This window comes from Chlorogloeopsis fritschii PCC 6912 (genome assembly GCF_000317285.1).
Classification (GTDB): Bacteria; Cyanobacteriota; Cyanobacteriia; order Cyanobacteriales; family Nostocaceae; genus Chlorogloeopsis; species Chlorogloeopsis fritschii.
In genome coordinates this window covers 24,752-44,327 of sequence record NZ_AJLN01000125.1, presented here as the reverse complement: position 1 = coordinate 44,327, position 19,576 = coordinate 24,752, and the positions used below count along the sequence as shown (strand labels likewise).

The 19,576-nt window shown below is 41.3% G+C and carries 15 protein-coding genes; 9 read left to right on the top strand and 6 right to left on the bottom strand.

Annotated elements, in window-relative coordinates; all coding sequences use genetic code 11:
* Window positions 1-151 precede the first annotated feature (151 nt).
* Window positions 152-922, bottom strand: a complete 771-nt coding sequence (locus UYC_RS0129205) for a hypothetical protein (protein WP_016878938.1) — start codon at window positions 920-922, stop codon at window positions 152-154.
* A gap of 767 nt (window positions 923-1,689) precedes the next feature.
* On the opposite strand from UYC_RS0129205, the gene UYC_RS0129195 reads away from it, so the two are divergent.
* Both UYC_RS0129195 and mltA read left to right on the top strand, forming a co-directional pair.
* Window positions 1,690-1,944, top strand: a complete 255-nt coding sequence (locus tag UYC_RS0129195) for a hypothetical protein (protein ID WP_016878941.1) — start codon at window positions 1,690-1,692, stop codon at window positions 1,942-1,944.
* A 6-nt stretch (window positions 1,945-1,950) separates the two neighbouring features.
* A complete protein-coding gene (mltA, locus tag UYC_RS0129190; RefSeq protein WP_016878943.1) occupies window positions 1,951-3,201 on the top strand; it encodes a murein transglycosylase A in 1,251 nt (416 codons plus the stop codon).
* A gap of 88 nt (window positions 3,202-3,289) precedes the next feature.
* Here the strand turns inward: mltA and UYC_RS0129185 are convergent, their stop codons facing one another.
* Window positions 3,290-3,979 (bottom strand): DUF4142 domain-containing protein, encoded by a 690-nt coding sequence (locus tag UYC_RS0129185; RefSeq protein WP_235083186.1) that lies wholly within the window; start codon window positions 3,977-3,979, stop codon window positions 3,290-3,292.
* Between the two features lie 566 nt (window positions 3,980-4,545).
* On the opposite strand from UYC_RS0129185, the gene lpxD reads away from it, so the two are divergent.
* The 3 genes from lpxD to UYC_RS0129170 all read left to right on the top strand — a co-directional run bounded on the left by lpxD (window position 4,546) and on the right by UYC_RS0129170 (window position 9,005).
* Window positions 4,546-5,592: a UDP-3-O-(3-hydroxymyristoyl)glucosamine N-acyltransferase gene (gene lpxD / locus UYC_RS0129180; RefSeq protein ID WP_016878945.1), complete on the top strand. Its 1,047-nt coding sequence runs from the start codon at window positions 4,546-4,548 to the stop codon at window positions 5,590-5,592.
* Window positions 5,593-5,871: 279 nt separating this feature from the next.
* On the top strand, window positions 5,872-6,351 hold the full coding sequence (locus tag UYC_RS0129175; protein ID WP_016878946.1) for an Hsp20/alpha crystallin family protein: 480 nt from the start codon (window positions 5,872-5,874) through the stop codon (window positions 6,349-6,351).
* A gap of 269 nt (window positions 6,352-6,620) precedes the next feature.
* Entirely contained in the window at window positions 6,621-9,005 is a 2,385-nt protein-coding gene (locus UYC_RS0129170; RefSeq protein ID WP_016878947.1) for a hypothetical protein, read from the top strand.
* 310 nt (window positions 9,006-9,315) lie between these two features.
* On the opposite strand, the gene UYC_RS0129165 is transcribed toward UYC_RS0129170, so the two are convergent.
* Window positions 9,316-10,233, bottom strand: coding sequence for a CoB--CoM heterodisulfide reductase iron-sulfur subunit B family protein (locus tag UYC_RS0129165; protein ID WP_016878948.1), 918 nt, complete (start codon window positions 10,231-10,233; stop codon window positions 9,316-9,318).
* 344 nt (window positions 10,234-10,577) lie between these two features.
* Here UYC_RS0129165 and acpP point away from each other — a divergent pair, with 344 nt between their 5' ends.
* The 4 genes from acpP (at window position 10,578) to UYC_RS40050 (ending at window position 14,870) form a co-directional block, all read left to right on the top strand.
* Entirely contained in the window at window positions 10,578-10,829 is a 252-nt protein-coding gene (gene acpP / locus UYC_RS0129160) for an acyl carrier protein (RefSeq protein ID WP_016878949.1), read from the top strand.
* Between the two features lie 209 nt (window positions 10,830-11,038).
* Window positions 11,039-12,289 (top strand): beta-ketoacyl-ACP synthase II, encoded by a 1,251-nt coding sequence (gene fabF, locus UYC_RS0129155; protein ID WP_016878950.1) that lies wholly within the window; start codon window positions 11,039-11,041, stop codon window positions 12,287-12,289.
* A 292-nt stretch (window positions 12,290-12,581) separates the two neighbouring features.
* A complete protein-coding gene (tkt, locus tag UYC_RS0129150; protein ID WP_016878951.1) occupies window positions 12,582-14,597 on the top strand; it encodes a transketolase in 2,016 nt (671 codons plus the stop codon).
* A 150-nt stretch (window positions 14,598-14,747) separates the two neighbouring features.
* Window positions 14,748-14,870 carry a hypothetical protein gene (locus UYC_RS40050; RefSeq protein WP_268744037.1) on the top strand — a complete coding sequence of 41 codons (123 nt, stop codon included), beginning with the start codon at window positions 14,748-14,750 and terminating at the stop codon, window positions 14,868-14,870.
* A gap of 132 nt (window positions 14,871-15,002) precedes the next feature.
* Here UYC_RS40050 and UYC_RS0129140 read toward each other — a convergent pair whose 3' ends face one another.
* The 3 genes from UYC_RS0129140 to UYC_RS0129130 all read right to left on the bottom strand — a co-directional run bounded on the left by UYC_RS0129140 (window position 15,003) and on the right by UYC_RS0129130 (window position 19,527).
* Window positions 15,003-16,751: an AIPR family protein gene (locus tag UYC_RS0129140; RefSeq protein WP_016878953.1), complete on the bottom strand. Its 1,749-nt coding sequence runs from the start codon at window positions 16,749-16,751 to the stop codon at window positions 15,003-15,005.
* Window positions 16,752-17,123: 372 nt separating this feature from the next.
* Window positions 17,124-17,816: a DUF1345 domain-containing protein gene (locus tag UYC_RS0129135; RefSeq protein WP_235083187.1), complete on the bottom strand. Its 693-nt coding sequence runs from the start codon at window positions 17,814-17,816 to the stop codon at window positions 17,124-17,126.
* Window positions 17,803-19,527: a SulP family inorganic anion transporter gene (locus UYC_RS0129130; RefSeq protein ID WP_016878956.1), complete on the bottom strand. Its 1,725-nt coding sequence runs from the start codon at window positions 19,525-19,527 to the stop codon at window positions 17,803-17,805. Before UYC_RS0129130 ends, UYC_RS0129135 begins: the two co-directional genes overlap by 14 nt.
* Window positions 19,528-19,576: the final 49 nt, after the last annotated feature.

Below are 19,576 nucleotides of genomic sequence, written 5' to 3'. Positions count from 1 at the left end.
TTTTTTGGTTGAGAGAGAAATTATATTATTTTAAGATTTAGATTTTGCATTGAAAATTGCTTTCTACTGGCGTAATCATTTTTAAAATCACCATGAATGGTAGATGGTTAGTGTTACCAACTAGCTACCAACTGCTGTATGGATAAACAACCTAAACAAACAATTTAAATCGCATCAGCTGTGTTTCTATTGTTCGTGGCAAAATTTTATTTAGCTGTTTAGCGTCTTGAAATTGCAGAATTTGGGTTGGCGGCAAGTCAAAGGGAAACTGCCCCGGTAAATCGGGGCGTTGCATTTGTGCTAATAAGATTTGCTCAGTTCGCTTACTTTGGATAGCATAGCCAATTTCGACACAGACAGTTGGACTGGGAATTTGTTGGGCAGTTTCTTTACCCTCAATACTTGTAATGGGTGTGGTATCAGCAATAAACAACAAACTCCTACGGATCTTTCGCATCATTGCGCTACCTATTCTGATTGGTGAATCTTTGGAGCGATAGGATTCTACTAATTTCAGAGGCAGACGCGATCGCACATTCAACTTTTCCAAACCACTCAGCAGTGCCTCGCGCAGAGCATCACTTGCTTGTGCATATTCTGTTTGAGAGCATAAAAAAATTGTCGGCTCTAACTGCGCCAACACCGACTGTTTAGTGAAATAAATTTCATGACTAATTAAGTCAATATTGGCTACGCAGTAGCCTCCACTGCCTTCTATGTAAAATTCAATATTTTCTCCTTCTAGATAGCGCTCAAACCAGATTGATTGTTTAATTTCCTCGCTATCTTCCAAAAAGTCCGCTCTCAATCCTGATTTCAGCAGACTTTTTTTACTCAAACGAATATCTGGCGGGCGTTTTTCCAGCTCTGGTATCGGCTCGTAATTTTCAAGATACCATGCTCTCAGAGCAATTATTGACATAAGGTGCTGTTTTTACTGTCTCGTGCTATTTCACTTAGTATTAGCTTACACCTAAGTTTGTTGTAAATAAAACAACAACACCCAAGCTGCTAAAAGATGAGTGATTTCCTCTGTTTGTTAATCCTAGCCAGGGATGTACTGGGCTAATCACCTTGATAATCAGTGATGCTATCAGTTACAGCGCCCCCTTCTTTCCACTATGAGGAAATATCAACTTTTGAGTTGGGTGTTGCTATTTTCTGACGAGACAGATGTATTTTCAACAGCGTTTTACCTCTTTTTTATTTTCAATTAGCTGTTCGATCTGCCAGGGAAGCTTTTTAGCTTCAATTATTAAGTTAGCACCTTTGATCTGGAAATAAATTTCTTTGAAACTAAACTTTACTTTTCCCAATTAATTAACTTGATTAAATAGCAATTATATTTTAGTTATAGCTCTAATTACAGCTAAAAATCACCATGTAAAATCCAAAAGCATCAATATAGTTTTACTTCATTAATTATTAAGTTTTGAAACTATTTACTAGTAGAGTGAAGTTAACACTCCCATCTCTGAAGTTCATATATCTATTGCTCTTGCTGGAGATGGGAACTCTGGTTAGGAAAACAAACGTCATTGGCGAAATAAATATATAGGAGTAAAAAAGTAGCGATGGGTGATTAATTCAACACGTCACAAAGACTCTCGACACTTGTCTGCTCCTCTTTCCATTCAGGCAGTTATTAGTGCAAAATGGGTGGGATGTGTTTCAAATGATGCAAATAATATGTCTAGAACCCCGAATGAATACGCAGTTTATCTGTTAATGGAAAGTGGGCACCGGGAAGAAGTACGTTTTCCAACATTTCAAGATTTTCAGAAGTGGTATAGCGGCGCACTGACACCAAAGTCTGATTCCAACGACTTTATTAACGTGCCCATTAAAAATATTCAGGGTGAATATATGGTGGTGCGTCCTTCTCGGATTGTAGCAATCCGGGTAGAACCGATATTTAGCTCTAGTGTGGAAAGATTTACATAATCAATGATGAGAAAAACGCTTGCTTTGCTTTCTTTGAGCCTGGGAATTTCCTTTGTCAACCCTGTTTACTCTGCTTTGGCTCAAGTTCCTAGCCTACCATTACCCAAAAATCCTGAGCAAGTTCCCCTGCAAGTTCCAATCATCCCAGAGGTAACACCGCCACTCAAGGCGATCGCTCTTGGAACTGGTTGTGCCCCTATTCACCACTGCTTGGGATGGGATGAGCAAATTTGGGGTGGAAAGGGCAAACAGGGCGATCGCCAAGCTCTATTGGCAGCTATAGATCATAGCTTGCGTTTCCTAAACACAAAGGGGGCGATCGCAGCGTACCAAAATTATCCAATTCCAGAAATTTCTCTAGATCGTGTTCGTCGCAGTTTGCAACGTTTTCGCCAGTTAGTAGTTAGCTCTAAGTCACCAGCACAACTACAAGCAGCCGTGCGTCGAGAGTTCGTCTTTTACAAATCAGTCGGCAACGATGGCAACGGTACTGTAAAATTCACTGCTTATTACGAGCCTATTTATCCTGCCAGTCGCGTTCGCACTTCAGTATACAAATATCCTCTTTATCGACTCCCAGTGGACTTCGAGCAATGGGCTAAACCACACCCCAAACGATTAGATTTAGAAGGAAAAGATGGTTTACTCGGTGAGAAAAGTCCGTTACGCGGTTTAGAATTGGTTTGGTTCCGCAATCGCTTGGATGCGTATCTAGTACATATTCAAGGTTCTGCTCAACTGAGATTAACTGACGGTACCAAAACCTCTGTCGGTTATGCGGGAGGCACTGATTACCCTTGGACTAGTGTTGGCAGAGAATTGGCTAAAGATGGCAAAGTAGCTTTAGACGGTTTGACGCTACCTAAAGTAATTCAGTACTTCCGCCAACATCCCAAGGAGTTAAATAATTATCTACCGCGTTGGGAACGCTTTGTCTTTTTCAAAGAAACTGGTGGTAGTGCAGCGACTGGTAGTATTGGCGTACCCGTGACACCAGATCGTTCTATTGCCACAGATAAATCTCTCATGCCACCGGGAGCACTAGCGATCATTAACGCTACATTCCCCTATCCTGCCAGTCGTGGCAAGCTGGCTTTACGTCGAGTCAGTCGCTTTGTCTTAGATCAAGATACTGGCAGTGCTATAAAAGGGCCAGGGCGGGTAGATTATTTTATGGGAACTGGTGATTTAGCAGGCGATCGCGCTGGCATCACAGGCAGTAGTGGAAGTTTATATTATTTATTGTTGAAGGAATAAAATTTGTTGTCTTGATACAGTAGGGGCGTAAAGTTTTATACTTCGCCCCATGAATATCCGTGTTCAACCACATTTAAGACTGCTATAGTTATCGCCCTGCTACCATTTTCTGAGCCATCTCCAAGTGATCGGCAACAAGAGGTGCATTTTTACTTGCAAACGCTCTTAACTCTTGATTTTGTCCTTTTTTCAAGTAATTTTGATACTCAGCCAGAGTTTTTTTATGAGCTTGCACCTGTCCTTGCATATAGGCACGATCAAAATTATTGCCAGTAACATTTCTCAGCTTAGTCAACAAAGCTTTGTTTTCTGGGCCGATATCTTTAGGCAACGTTACATTTCTGTTCTTCGCTATTTGCGTCAATTGTCTGCTAGAGTTTGTATGCTCTTGAATCATGCGCTGGGCATAATCTCTTACAGCTTTGTTTTTAGAACGTTGGAGTGCCAGCTGACTTGTCTGAATTTCAGTTAGATCGCTTTGTGCAGCCCTAGTCATAAATTCTCGATCTAGAGCGCTTAATGAAGTACCCGAATTAGTGGTACCAGGTGCAGGCGTAGTACCAGGAGATGGACTTATAGTTCCTGGTGAACCAACAGGAGCGGGTGCGTTTCTTTGCGTACTCTGGGCAAGAATAAATTGACTAGAACTGTTGGAATTAGCGGAATTTAAGTTAGCTTGTGCTAATGCAGGAAAACTAATAAAGGCACTTACACCAGCAACTCCCATAAAGCTGCCAACTAACTTTTTAATCGCCCTCACGTCACAAACAATATTCATTGATGCCTATCCGTTTAAATCTTTAAAAACAAAATGATTGTAGTTATGAATCTCAAACACGGTTGCAGACAATTCTGAACAACCAATGTTCTCGGAATTGAGTTTGATAGAGGCGTTGCTGAATCCGGGGATGAATCTACCTCACGCAGAGGAGCAAAGGCGCGGAGAGTAAGAGTTTCAAGATACTGAATTTTTAATTTCATACTTCTATTCAGCAACGCCCTGATAGACACTCAAGCAAATCAAGCTTCAGTTGCTTCTGATGAAAAGGTAACTAGCGTATTTTTTTCAAACTTCTACCACAGGAATAGCCTGTCCCTTATCTTTAGAGGGACTTTAAAACTATTGAGTATTACTTAGTTATAAAAGATAGCATCATACTATTATGTGGCTAGAGGAGCAAAGGAGAATCATTTGTAGTCGTGATTTGGGGAATGGGCGTTTAGTAGTAATTTTTCTTTAGAGAAATAGATTGATGTAGAGAAGATTTATACAATACCTCTGATAACATCATCCTGAACGAGAGCAAAAACCATCTAACTAATACAAAGGATTTCCCAATCACAATGAAATTCAGTGAGATTTTAGAAAAACTTGGAGATGCAGCCGCCGCTAATAGTCTTAGTATCAAAAAAGAGTATGATCCAGAAATAAGAGCACTAGCAGCGGTTGACGAGGCGACAAGCGGTACTCTTAGCTACATTGAAGGGCCAAAATTTTCTGCGATGGTGGGAAAGACAAGTGCCAGTGCTTTAATTTTGCCTCAAGATGAAACACTGCAGACACAAGCACAAGAACGTGATATTGCCTGGATCACTACTCCTGAGCCAAAACTATTGTTTGCTAGAGTACTCAAATTGTTCTATCAACCCTGGCGTCCTGCTCCAGAAATTCATCCTACTGCGGTAATTCATTCTACAGCAAAGATTGGCAGTGAAGTTTACATTGGGCCTCATGTGGTGATTCATCAAGGAGTAGAAATTGGCAATGGAGCCTGCATTCACGCTAACGTTGTAATTTATCCTGATGCGAGGATTGGCGATCGCACTACCTTACACGCCAACTGTACTATTCACGAGCGTACTCTCATCGGCGCAGACTGCGAAATTCATAGCGGCGCAGTCATTGGTGCTGAAGGATTTGGTTTTGTGCCTACTCCTACTGGTTGGCTGAAAATGGAACAATCGGGTTACACTGTCTTAGAAGATGGAGTTGTGATTGGCTGTAATAGCGCTGTTGACCGTCCTGCTGTAGGAGAAACACGGATAGGTCGCTATACAATTATTGATAATTTGGTGCAAATTGGTCATGGTTGTCAAATTGGCGCTGGTTGTGCATTGGCAGGGCAATCTGGCATGGCAGGAGGCGTCAAAGTTGGAAATCGCGTGATTTTAGCTGGGCAAGTAGGAATTGCCAATCAGGTGAAGATTGGTGATGGTGCGATCGCATCTGCTAAAGCTGGTATTCACAATGATGTTCCACCTAGAGAAATTGTTTCTGGAACTCCTGCCGTACCTCACAAACAATATCTGAAGGTGTCTGCTATTTTAAGCCGCTTACCAGATATTTATCAATCTTTGAAACAATTACAAAGACAAATCGGACAAAAGTAAGGAATTAGTTATTGGTCATTAGTCATTAGTTTTCTGTGCTAACCACTAACTATTGGCTATTGACTTTTATTTTTGAAGATTTATCTGGAAAGTACGACTAAAATAGGTAGGGTTTTCCTCACTAATTTAATTTCTGTTTTCAGCCAATATAAAGACAAAGGCAACTAAAGGAATGCCCAGAAAAAACTAAACTTGAGAACTCGTTAGAGTACTGGTAAATATTTTTTAAGTAACCTTGAATTCAGTTGTAATACTGTTGCAAAGGAGGTTAAATAAGTTATGGCACTCATACGTTGGCAACCGTTCCAAGAAATGGAAACTATCCGTCGTCAAATGGATCGAATGTTTGATGAATTGACTGGAGTTAACCGTGAGTACATGACAACTTGGGCACCTGCAATTGAGTTAGAAGATACAGAAGATAATTTGATTTTGCGGGCTGAAATTCCAGGTGTAGAAGGTAAAGATTTGGATGTTCAAGTAGCAAGAGAATCTGTATCTATTGCTGGTGAAACTCGCCATGAAAGTAAAACTGAAGAGCGTGGATATTTCCGCTCCGAGTTCCGCTATGGTAAATTCCAACGCACAATTCCTTTGCCTACTCCCATCAAGAATGACCAAGTCCAAGCCGAGTTCAAGAATGGTATTTTAATCTTAACGCTACCAAAGGCAGAAGAAGCTAAAAAGAGGGTGGTGAAAATTAATTTAGAAGATGGCAAATCGTCACTTCCTAGTTCAGAGAATGTTCAAGTGGTTTAAATGGACAAAGAAAATTGATGATAAGTTACACCACTTGATTAGGTGAGATGTAACAAATTAATCTACTAACTTAAAGAATATTGAGAGAGTGGATAATATCCACTCTTTTTTGTGTCTATTTTTTGACATTTTTAGCAATTACTATTTTTTACTGATTAAATAAGAATTTGGGTAATAATACTGAAAAGGTTTACTAAATAAAAAATAAATGTAAAATCTATATCAATAATCGTAAAACAATTGTGGTAAATCAAGGAAAAACTAACTGCATGACTAGAGAAAAATCTATACCACATGGCAATTTTACAGAAAAAATACAGATAGAAATGATTGGTAAGCTAACAGTTGGCAATTACACGATCCAGGTTGGTTCAAGTCAAGGTGCGATCGCAAATTTGGCAACAGCACGAGAACAGCCTACTTTGCAACAAAATTCTACACCAACATTAATACGTCACCCTCCATGCAAGCAGCAAATAGAGTATCAGGAAGTATTTAAAGAAGCGATCGCAGCTTTACAATCTGGACAAACAGTAGAATTTTGGAATCCTACGGGTTTGGATCAGACAGATTTATTACGTTGCTTGGCGCACGAATTGCAAGCTAGCTCAAGTTTTGCTGATGGTGTTATATATTTATCTTCAATTCACCCTTATGTAGATGATTTACTTCAATCTATCTGGGAAGTTTTTTATCAGAGCGATATTCTTTATAAACCTACTAATATACAAATTCGACAACAAATTCAGAATAAACAAGCGCTAGTTGTATTAAATGAGGATAAACTCACGACAGACAAAGTAACGGAATTAAGAAATGCTTTAGGTAAATGTACTTTTGTTTTCGCTTCTTCAAAACAGCGTCTTCACAAACAAGGATGTTCTATCACGCTTTCTGGACTCTCTATTCAGGATGCTCTGGTTTTATTGGAAGAGGAACTCCAAAGCTCACTGACGATTGAGGAAAGACCTGCAGCAATAACTTTGTGTAAAATTTTGCAGGGGCACCCAACATATCTGCGCTTTGCGATCGCTTATATGCTGGAAGAGGGGCGATCGCTTGCCGATATTGTCAGCCAACTACCAACTAACGAACCAGAAAAATATCTCATCCAACAAATATTAGAGTCGCTGTCAGGAAGGCAAAGAAGCATTTTGGATTTGTTAGCTGTAATCGGTGATGCAGGATTGTCAGCCGAAGAAATTGTAGATATCACAAAACAGCCTAAAACTCCTAATATTTTGGAGAATTTACGTCGGCTTCATCTTCTTCAACAAAAAGAAAATCGCTACATCCTAAATCAGACAGTTGCAGAAGTTTTACCACCAGCATGGAAGCTAAGAGCAGCCTTAGAAAGTGCCATTACCTACTTTACAAATTGGGCAAAACAGTATCATCAGCAACCAACAATATTAGCTACAGAAATTAATGCGATCGTACAAGTCATAGAAGTGGCGGTTAAAGCCAGTCATTGGCAGGATGTATTGCATTTAGTCAAAGCAGTAGAAAGCTCGCTCGTTTTAAATAGACAATGGAGTTTATGGGAGCAAATGCTGCAAAGAGGATTGCAAGCATCTCAAGCTAGAGGAGATCGAGCATCTCAAGCTTGGATACTTCATCAGCTAGGCACTCGTGCTCTTTGTTTGGATGAAAATAAGACCGCAACTGACTATCTTACTAAAGCACTAGAACTACAATTATCTTTGAACAACAAGTCAGCAGTGGCAGCAACTCGCCACAATTTCAATGTTCTTTCTCAAAATGCATCTACTTTGCCACCTCAAAATTTTCAAAGTAGTAGCGCAGATATTAACTTAGATTGCAATCAACAGCTTGGAAAGGATACCAATTCCCAGTTACCCACTTTGCCGCCAACATTAACTCGAATGTCTATAGTAACGAAAAATCCTTCACCTTTATATAAGCCTTACAATCCAACTTTTTTGCTCTCACCTAAAAAAATCATTGCTATAGGAATTTTAACTGCAGGCGGTTTATTGGTTTGGTTTAACTGGCATCGTTTCACATCTCCACCAACAAAACCATCCACCAGCGAGCCAAAAGCTACTATCAAACCAGCACCTATAACTAAACCTAATCCTAAGGCAACTCAGACACCATCAGCCATTCCCCAACCCACTTCTGTGCCAACTGTAACGCCACCATCCTTACCAGAAACCACACCAATCATAGATCCGGTACTGACGTTCCCTAAACCAATTACTGACAGAAGCCAACAACCTAAAACTAAAGTAACACCTATATCACCGCCAACATCTTCACCTACACCTACACCTGCACCAACAGCAGAAGCTACACCTACTTCTATACCAACGCCATCAGTAGAAACCACACCTACTCCAACACCAATATCTCCTCCGCTGTTTGAGTCTCCAACCCCAGAAAGCTTACCAATACCAACTTTTACACCAACACCCGAACCGTCGAGTTCAGAAGTTCCATCTTCATCAATGATCACACCGCCACCAACATCAACGGCAACACCAAAAGCGGAAATTAAATCCCCTAATCCAAATGTGACGGTGCCAATAGAAGAGCTATTCAATCAACCCCCAACACCAAAAACCGAAACTAAATCTCCGGCTCCCAATGTGACGGTAACAACAATAGAAGAACCGTTCAATCAACAGTGAAAGGTTAGTGGATAGTGGTCAATGTTTGGTGGGGAGGTGTAAAAGTCATACCTACTAACTACTGTACGACTGAATTTTATCTAGGTTTTATCAATGATGTCTCTACTTAAATCGATAGTTGCTCTTTTACAGCGGTTTTCTGTAAGGTGGGCATTGCTTCAATATTTAAAAGGTTTACTAAATAGGCTTTGACGGGCAATGCCCACCCTACAATTTGTGGTCTACTAACTGTACAGGCGGGTTTAGAAGATAAATTATCGGTTTTAACCCAAAGTTAATCAACAAAACCCCCCCTACTATCTACTATCTACTATCTACTAACCAAAATTCCCAACTTCTCCAACACAGGCTTAGTAGAAACAATATGCCTTTCTAAGCCAAGTTCTTTTGGACTAATACCCAATGCTAAGGCAATCAATTGGGGTAAGTGCAAGACTGGTAAACCAAGTTTATGCCCAATTACTTTTTCTACCTCTGGTTGGCGAGAATCCAAGTTTAGGTGACATAGAGGACAGGGTGTTATCATGCAATCAGCACCAGCTGCCAAGGCTTCTTGGATATGCATTCCTGCCATTTTAAAAGATTGGGTGGTAGCGTAGCTAGAAAGAGGCCAACCACAACATTGTGTACGACCTCTGTAATAAATTGGTGTTGCTCCCAATGCTCGAAATACATTTTCCATCCCTTCTGGTTGAAAAGGATCTTCATATGGCATGGATTTTTGAGCACGGAGAAGGTAACAGCCATAAAAAGCAGCACACTTTAACCCTGTTAATTTATGGGTAACTCGTTGTTGAATTTCTTCTAAGCCATAATCTTTAATTAAAGCATAAAGGATATGTTTAACTTCAGCTGTTCCTCGATAAGGCAAACAACCTTCTTTTTGAAGCAAGTTATTAACCTGTTCTACATAAGCAGGGTTTGTTTTTTGGCAGCCTTTTAAGTGTTCATCGACATGACCAATCACACCTTGACAAGTACTGCAATGAGTTAGTAAAGGTAAATTTAATTGTTCTGCTAAAGCAATATTTCGAGCATTGACAGTATCTTCTAATAATTGCGAATCTTCTTTAAAAGTGCCAGAACCACAGCAAGCTGCTTTTTTGAGTTCAATCAGTTCAATCCCCAATGCTTTGGTGAGGGCAATAGTTGACTGATGAAGTTCCCGGCAAGCTCCTTGAGCAACACAGCCAGGGTAGTAAGCGTACTTTAACGTATGGGATAGCATAGAAATTGATAAGATTATGAGGTCATAGACTTATACGATAACTTTTTTATCATCACTTGTTAGTGGCGATCGCAAGACAGTGGATTGTAGAGTGTATATTCTTAAAAAAATTTAGTAAGAATTGCAAAACAGAACTGTTTAAACCGTGTTTGCGACTTGTAGCGCGCTCTGATACCCAAGCGCTTGAGCAGTAGCTTTGTTTCTAACAGAAACAGAGGAAAGATTTTCTCAAAGAAAATCCCTTAGTAGTATACGGGCGATCGCGCTTTCCGATAAGATAAATATGCTCAAAATCATGTCCCCCATAAAGAGCGGATTTAGCAACTGGTTGAGGAATTTACTCTATGAGCCAAGCGGAAATTTTTGAAAAGGTCAAGAAAATCGTCTCCGAACAGCTAAGTGTTGAGGCCGACAAAGTCATCCCACAAGCTAGCTTTGCCAACGACTTGGGAGCCGATTCTTTGGATACTGTAGAACTGGTAATGGCTTTGGAAGAAGAATTTGATATCGAAATTCCTGATGAAGCCGCAGAAAAAATTACTACAGTTCAAGAGGCAGTTGATTACATCAACGACAAAGTTGCCGCATCCGCCTAGTATTGGGAATGGGTACTGGGTATTGGTGATTGGGTAATTCAATTTTGGATTTTGGAGAAAGCGATTTTGGATTGGAACTTAATCTAAAATCCAAAATCTAAAATCTAAAATTTCTAGCCCCTAGTCCCTAGTCCCTAATCCCTAGTCCCTAGTCCCTAGTCCCTGTTTTGTCCTGCCTGCATCAAGGAAGAGCCACCTGTAACTGAGAAATGACTGATTTTATACGTAAGCGCGTTGTTGTAACTGGTGTTGGCGCGATTACACCAATTGGTAATACACCAGCCGAGTATTGGGAAGGATTGGTAAGCGGGCGTAATGGCATTGGCGAAATTACCTTATTTGATGCTTCTCGCCATGATTGCCGCATTGCTGGTGAAGTTAAAAACTACGATCCACACGATTACTTGGAACGTAAAGAAGCCAAGCGCATGGATCGATTTACGCAATTTGCTGTTTCGGCTGCAAAGCAAGCTTTAGCAGATGCACGATTAGTTATCAATGACCTGAATGCAGAACAAGTGGGTGTCATGATCGGTTCGGGCGTTGGTGGCATTAAGGTAATGGAAGACCAGCAAACTATTTATCTAAATCGTGGCCCGGATCGCTGTAGCCCTTTCATGATTCCCATGATGATTGCTAATATGGCAGCGGGGTTAACTGCAATTCATACTGGTGCGAAAGGCCCTAATTCTTGCGCTGTGACAGCCTGTGCTGCTGGTTCCAATGCGATCGGAGACGCTTTTCGCTTGATTCAAGGCGGTTATGCCCAAGCGATGATTTGCGGAGGCACCGAGGCGGCGATCACACCTTTGTCTGTGGCTGGATTTGCAGCGTGTAAAGCCCTTTCTTTTCGCAATGATGACCCCACTCGTGCCTGCCGTCCATTTGATAAAGATCGCGACGGATTTATTATGGGTGAAGGCGCGGGCATTCTCATTCTCGAAGAACTAGAACACGCAAAGAGTCGTGGCGCGAGAATTTATGCAGAAATTATCGGCTACGCGATGACCTGTGACGCTTACCATATTACTTCCCCTGTACCTGGTGGAGAGGGAGCAACTAGAGCTATACGGTTGGCACTCAAAGATGCAGGCATAACCCCAGAGCAAGTAAACTACATCAACGCTCACGGCACCAGCACTCCGGCTAATGATACCACAGAAACTGCTGCCATGAAAAAAGCCTTGGGCGACCATGCCTACAAAGTGGCGATCAGTTCCACAAAATCCATGACTGGTCACTTGTTAGGCGGTTCTGGTGGCATTGAAGCAGTGGCAACAGTAATGGCGATCGCCAATGATCGCATTCCACCAACAATCAACTTAGAAAACCCCGATCCTGAGTGCGATTTAGATTATGTGCCTCACGTCAGTCGGGCTGCACGTCTAGATGTGGCATTATCCAATTCTTTTGGTTTTGGCGGTCACAATGTCACGCTAGTCTTTAAGAAGTACGTCTAGGGTTTGAAATTGGTAATTTTAGATTTGATGCTCAAACTATGAAAATCGTAAACGGCATAAAAAGTAGCGTTGGGGACAGCTTAACTGCATAAGTAAGTCCCTTTGGCAACTGATATTTAGGGCGATCTTTCATAGAATAATCTAAAATCCCAAATCAAAAATCCTCGATAGTACGGCTTGTTTGTCAACAAGCACCAATGGGATGATAAAGATACTGTTTTGGGGAAACAAAATATCCCCAACAGTGGAGAAGCTCAAAGAGTGCTAACCCGTCGTTAACAACAATCTTATTATGGCTGTTGCAACCCAAACCCTTGAAGAACTTTGTATTAACTCTATTCGCTTCTTGGCAATTGATGCCGTAGAAAAGGCAAAGTCTGGTCACCCAGGACTGCCGATGGGCGCAGCACCAATGGCATTTGTACTCTGGGATCGGTTTTTACGGTTTAACCCCAAGAATCCTAAGTGGTTTAACCGCGATCGCTTTGTCCTGTCTGCCGGGCACGGCTCAATGTTGCAGTATGCCCTGCTCTACCTGTTTGGTTACGACAGCGTAACCATTGAGGAGATTAAGCAATTCCGTCAGTGGGAATCTAAAACCCCCGGACACCCAGAAAACTTTATGACCCCTGGTGTAGAAGTTACTACAGGCCCCTTAGGGCAAGGAATTGCTAATGGGGTCGGTTTGGCAATTGCTGAAGCACATCTAGCTGCAAAGTTCAACAAACCCGATGCCAAAATTGTTGACCACTACACCTACGTAATTTTGGGTGATGGTTGCAACATGGAAGGCGTATCCGGTGAAGCCTGTTCCCTGGCAGGACACTTGGGATTGGGTAAGCTAATTGCCCTATACGACGACAACCACATTTCCATCGACGGTTCTACAGATATTGCTTTCACCGAAGATGTTTCCAAGCGGTTTGAATCCTATGGTTGGCATGTCCTGCATGTCAAAGATGGCAATACCGACTTAGAAGGGATAGCGAAAGCAATTGAAGCCGCAAAAGCAGTCACTGATAGACCTTCGATGATTAAGGTGACAACCACCATCGGTTATGGTTCTCCCAACAAAGCAAATACAGCTGGTGTTCACGGTGCTGCTCTGGGAACAGATGAAGTGACTGCTACCCGCAATAACCTGGAGTGGACATATGAACCTTTCGTAGTCCCAGAAGATGCTCTCAACCACACGCGTAAAGCAGTTGAGCGCGGTGCAGGCTACGAAGCTGAATGGAATAAAGCCTTTGATGCTTATAGAGCCAAATATGCCGAAGAAGCGGCTGAATTTGAGCGCTATATTAGTGGCAAACTTCTGGACGGTTGGGATAAGGTACTACCTACCTATACCCCCGAAGACAAAGGAGTAGCCACCCGCAAACACTCAGAAACCTGCCTCAACAAACTGGCAACAGTTTTACCTGAATTAATTGGTGGTTCGGCTGACTTAACCCACTCAAACCTCACTGAACTCAAGGGTAAGGGCGACTTTCAGAAAGGGCAATACCAAAATCCCAACATCCACTTTGGTGTGCGGGAACATGGTATGGGCGCAATCTGCAACGGCATAGCGCTGCACGGTTCGGGATTAATTCCCTACGGCGCAACCTTCCTGATCTTCACAGACTATATGCGTGCTGCCATCCGCTTATCTGCCCTGTCCAACGCTGGCGTGATTTGGGTAATGACTCACGACTCGATTGGACAAGGTGAAGATGGGCCGACGCACCAACCGATTGAAACTCTAGCTTCCCTGCGAGCTATTCCTAAGCTAACAGTAATTCGCCCGGCAGACGGCAACGAAACCTCTGGCGCTTACAAAGTGGCAATTGAAAGAGCAAAGCAAGACTTTCCCACTTTATTGGCGTTCACCCGTCAAAATGTCCCCAACCTGGCAGGTACGTCGATTGAGGGCGTAACAAAGGGTGGATACATTGTAGTGGATTGTCAAGGTACGCCAGATTTGATCCTGATTGGTACTGGTTCAGAATTAAACCTCTGTATAACCGCAGCTGAGAAACTTACGGCCCAAGGCAATAAAGTCCGTGTTGTTTCGCTACCTTCTTGGGATTTGTTTGAAGCCCAAGATGCGGCTTATAGAGAGTCTGTTCTGCCCAAAGCTGTCACCAAGCGTTTAGCTGTAGAAGCTGGCACTAGCTTTGGCTGGCACAAGTACATAGGTACCGAAGGCGATACTGTTAGTATTGATGATCGCTTTGGTGCTTCGGCTCCTGGCGGTGTCTGTATGGAGAAATTCGGCTTTAGCGTAGATAATGTGTTAGCTAAGGCTAAGAAATTGTTGGGTTAATAGCAACAGAATAATTATTTTGAGGGTGGGTAATTAGCCTGCCCTTTTTTTATGAAATGAACCGCAAAGACGCGAAGGACGCAAAGATGAGGAGTTGTTAGAGTTATAAGTGGTTAGGCAAATTAAAGTTATGGGTGGAGGCAAGGGAATATGCAAGAAGTTTCTAGCGGAAGAGATGCGGCAGTGGTACGCATATCAGAAATGTATTTTGGTCATAGAGGCAGTTTCTGGGACATTAAACAATTTAACACCAGAGCAAATGGAGATGTTTGATGCAGCTGTAGAAAGGACATAAGGAGAAATGAGCTAGGCTATCTCCTAGTTACCAATATATTAATTATCGAACTTGGGTTAAGGAGAGAGCGTTCACTCTAGGAAATTCAAGAGTAATGGGAAGTTTGTTAATTACCCAATAGTAGATAAATTGACGTTGTCTAGCAAATATGTAACGAAATCTTTTTGTTTAACAACTGTATTGATTGATAATGAAGGTCGAGAATTTACGTATCTATCTGTTAACTCAATTAGTTCAAATAATGTTTGACTAATAATTTCATTTTTTAACTCCACTTTTAATAACTTCTCTACATCTGTAGGATTGTAGTCATTTTTGCAAAGCAATTTAACCACAAGAAGCATTGCTAAATGAAAACTGAGAATGCGAAGTGGCGAAGTATGCCTCCAGAAAGTATCATTTTCTTGTTTTGATTTCTCAGAAACTGTGCTGCGTATAAATGATTCTACCTGCTTCATCACTTCCACACAAAACATATACACCTGAAGGTTAGACTTTTCCTTGAACACACGTTTATAGTCACTATCTGTTTTTATAATCGAAGATGGTCTAGACCTAGAAATATTGGGTTCACGAAGAACAATTGCCATTACTGCTTGAGCTAAATAGGAAATGCTAATAATTCTGTCTATGGGCTTGCCCATATTCTTATAGTAGTTTTTGCGGCGGTCATAGTACCATCCTTTACTTAAAAAATAATTTTCTATATCTGATTGAATTGGATCAGTCGCTTTTAGTGAGGCGGGTGGTATGGGAGTCTGAAAATTGGTTGCTTTGATGATACGATTTATAGATTCTGTATCATTTGTGGCTACAATTCTGATCAAAATCGACCTATTTTTATCTTTATCATTATCCTCAGATCTATGTTTTATATAGTTATAAATTGTATTAGTTGTTTGTAACCCATTAACAACTTGTACATCATCAAGGCTAATAATTTTCCCAGCAACAGTGGCTTTAGATGACAGGATAGTTATACCATTATTAAGCCACCAAAAGTCTAGAGCATTATCTGATTCAAGTGTCTTTTGAATATCTTTATTTACTTCTACATTCCCCTGGTAGTCTCGCACATTAAAAGTAAATATATATTGTCTCAATTCGTTATTTTCATCTGTCACAAAATTATAGTAATCTTTTAATGTGGCTAGTACAATATAATTATCTTCGCTTCTTGAAATATAATTTTCTATAAATTTAAGCTTTAAGTTATAATTCTTTTCTAGCCGAGAAGCATCTATTAATTCACGTGCGCCAATAAATTGTGTATTGACGATGGCTCCTCTAAAATAACTCTGAACTGTTTCTTTAAGGTTCTCTGCACTGTTATATACTTTCCTGTGAATATTTGTTGTATCACCCTTACTGGCATAGATATAATTAATTTTTAAACTAGGATGAATTGAGATTAATTGAAGATAAGCTTCTCTAAAAGATGAAATTTTGTCAATAAGTTCTGCGTTATAGTTCTTTTGAAGAATAGAGATATCCTTTTGTAAATTAAAGATATTCATTCCTGATCTAATTACGTGTTCAACAGCAGTTTCTGAAAATGAAGGTGAACGCTTGGATTGAATTAAAAATAATTCAATTGTTGGATATCTTTTAAATTCATTTAAATTGGTATCTTTATCAAGAATTTCTCCGTTAATAAAGGTAAAGAACCCATCAATGCCTCCATCATCACCTCCTCCAATTTTTCCAGATATCAACTCTTCATATGAAAGGTCATATTTTTTCAAAATCTGCTCAAACGTGAATATTTCAAAATAAACATCATCGGGTAGAGAATCAGCAATCTGACTCTTTTTTTGTTCAAGAATAGTATCGAGAACTATGCTATCGTTAGCTGCCATTTGTCCTACCTCCAAAAATATTTGACTTCATTTAGCTGGATTAGCTTGAGTTGCAAGTATAAAAATGTATTATTTTTAACATATATTCAGTATAATTGCATTGATAAGGTCGCAATCAAGTATAACAAATGCCATGTTACTGAATAAGCTCCCCCAATCTTGCGAGGTTCCCACCACCTCAACACAATCACCATTAGGTGTTGAATCAGATCTACCAGATCATACGTAGCTAGAAGAACCTGACAAGAAATTCGTGAAACATTTGCAAGAAAATTCTCAAAGCATATTGCTGACAGATTTGGTTAAGCCAATCTTGCAGAAGTGTCATCCCAATGGACAATTTTAACTTTTTATTGCAAATATTTACTTGTCTTAAGAAGTGACAATAGCGTTAAGAACACTTCCTAGAATAATTGAGTAGAAGAAGAAAGATACCAAGCTGTGGACGAGAACTATTCGCCGTAGATATTCAGATTCAATATCGACATCGCTGGTTGCATAAGTCAGGGCAATTGTAAAGGATACGTAAAGAAAATCTAGATAGGCTGGCTGATCTGTTCCTGGAAAAGCTAATCCCCTACGCAGCTTGCTGGCAGATGTCCGCCCGCTATCATCTACTACGTCATAGTAAATCCGCGCATATTGCTGTCCAAAAGAAGTGTGCAACAAACACCAAGACAAAAGTATAGCGATCGCGCTAAGTACAATCAAAACTTGGGTGTGTCCGTGAGTGCGGTTACCTACAGATGTGAGAATAATGCCCACAAAAATGTTACTTATAAAGGTAGTTACACTCAGTAAAATAAGTAACATCAACGTATTTGGGTTATCTCTGGAAACCCGTTGTTGAGTTCTCGATCCGTCGGCACTGACAATAACAATGCCAAGTAGCAATAGATAGCTGCCTACCCAGCATATCCAACCAAGAATACTGGCTATTTCCCAGCCTAAGCGCCGAAATAAAATGGCAGTTACCAAAACACCAAAGCTGCCGCACAAGACAGCCCTCTTGCCATCATGTATATTCCACGCGAAATGGTAAAAACTGCTTCTAAGCTTTTTCACTGGACTTTTCGGTTATTGTCTGTTGCTTGAGAAAGGCATTTACTCCCTCAGAAATGGACTCAAAAAAGTGTTCTCGACCGATCGCTTTTTCCACTCCTGTCCAACGCATCATGTCCCATACAGGATCTTTCACACCAGCTAAAGACAGAGAGATATTCTGTGCTTGTAATTGAGCGTGTAATTTAACTAACATCTGTGCTGCCGTTATATCGACTGAGTTAATAGTCTCTGCGTCTACCAGTACTTCCTGTACTGGCTGTTTGGAGTTCTTGATTCGGCGTTTAAGATCTTGGGCGAAAAAGCTGGCATTGGCAAAGAACAATATTGCATCAAAACGATAGATCAACAGTCCCGGTACAGTTATGGCTTCCGGGTGCAGGACAATATCTCGATAAGTTCTCGATTCATTTGAAAGCTTGCCGAGAACTGCTGTCTCTGGATGGCTGGTGTGATAAATTAGCACGATGAGTGACAGGAGTACTCCCAAACCGATACCTGCTAAGATTCCGAAAGCAAGTTCGCCCATGCAGGCGGCTAGTGCTAAACAACATTCTGTACGATCAATCCTCCATAGTTGCTTGAAGTAAATCGGATTAAGCATAGTCAGCATTGCTTTAACCACGATCGCACCCAGTACAGCCAAAGGAAGGTTACTAAATAAGGGCATCAAAAATAATAAAGTCAGCAGCACCAAAGCGGCTTGAAAAATTGATGCCATCTGAGTCTTGCCACCAGCCACCATACTCACTGCTGATTGCGAAAGGCTGCCAGCTACCACAAAGCCAGAACTCACACTCGATCCTAAATTAGCCATTCCTAAAGCGATCGCTTCTTGGTTGTGATCGATATGCCCGCCTGTTCTTTGAGCAGCCGTCTCAGCCGCCGCCAGAGACTCCGTATAATCTAAGAGCGCGATCGCTAAGGCTCCTTGCAAAAGCAAGCTGAGGTGTTGCCAATCCATCTTTGGCAGTCCGATGGGAGGCAATCCTGCTTTGATGTTGCCAACAAGGGCAATACCACTGTGTTGCAAACCGAACAGGGAAACCGCTAAGACAGCTATTAAAATCGTAAGGAAAGCCGCTGGCAATCGAGGGAACCACTGACTGAAAGCAAACAAAAGTAACAAGCTAGCCAACCCCATTACTAAGGTTGTGAAGTGGGTATGAGGCAACTCTGACAACAGTGCCCCCAATCTCTCAAAAAAGTTGCCGTCAACTTGTTTCACTCCGAACAGCTTGGGTAATTGCGTCATTAACGTCACAATTGCTAACCCTTGGACAAACCCCTGCATCACTGGCTGGGAAATGAAATTGGCTACCCATCCCATACGTAGCAGCCCGAATCCAATCAAAAGTAGACTTACCAAAAAGGCAAGTACAGATGTTAGGGCAAGGTACTCTGACGAGTCTGGAGTAGCAAACATCATCACCGTATGTGCCGACAGCAAGGCGGTTGCTGAATCCGGGCCGACAATTAAGACACCAGAGGTGCCAAAAAAGGCATAAGCTAGGAGACTCAGCGGCACAGTGTACAACCCGACAGCAGCGGGAACGCCAGCAATTCCTGTATAGGCAAGTGCAGTGGGAACCATCACCGCCCAGACTGTTAACCCAGCCATAAAATCTTGACGCAGCCAAGACAGTCGATAGTTGGACAACCATTGCAGAATGGGAATGTAGCGCCCAATCGCGTGAATGCTTTTCTGCAACATGGCTTGAAGGTGAGATCAAATTCACCTAATTTTAGTAAAATTAATTGAC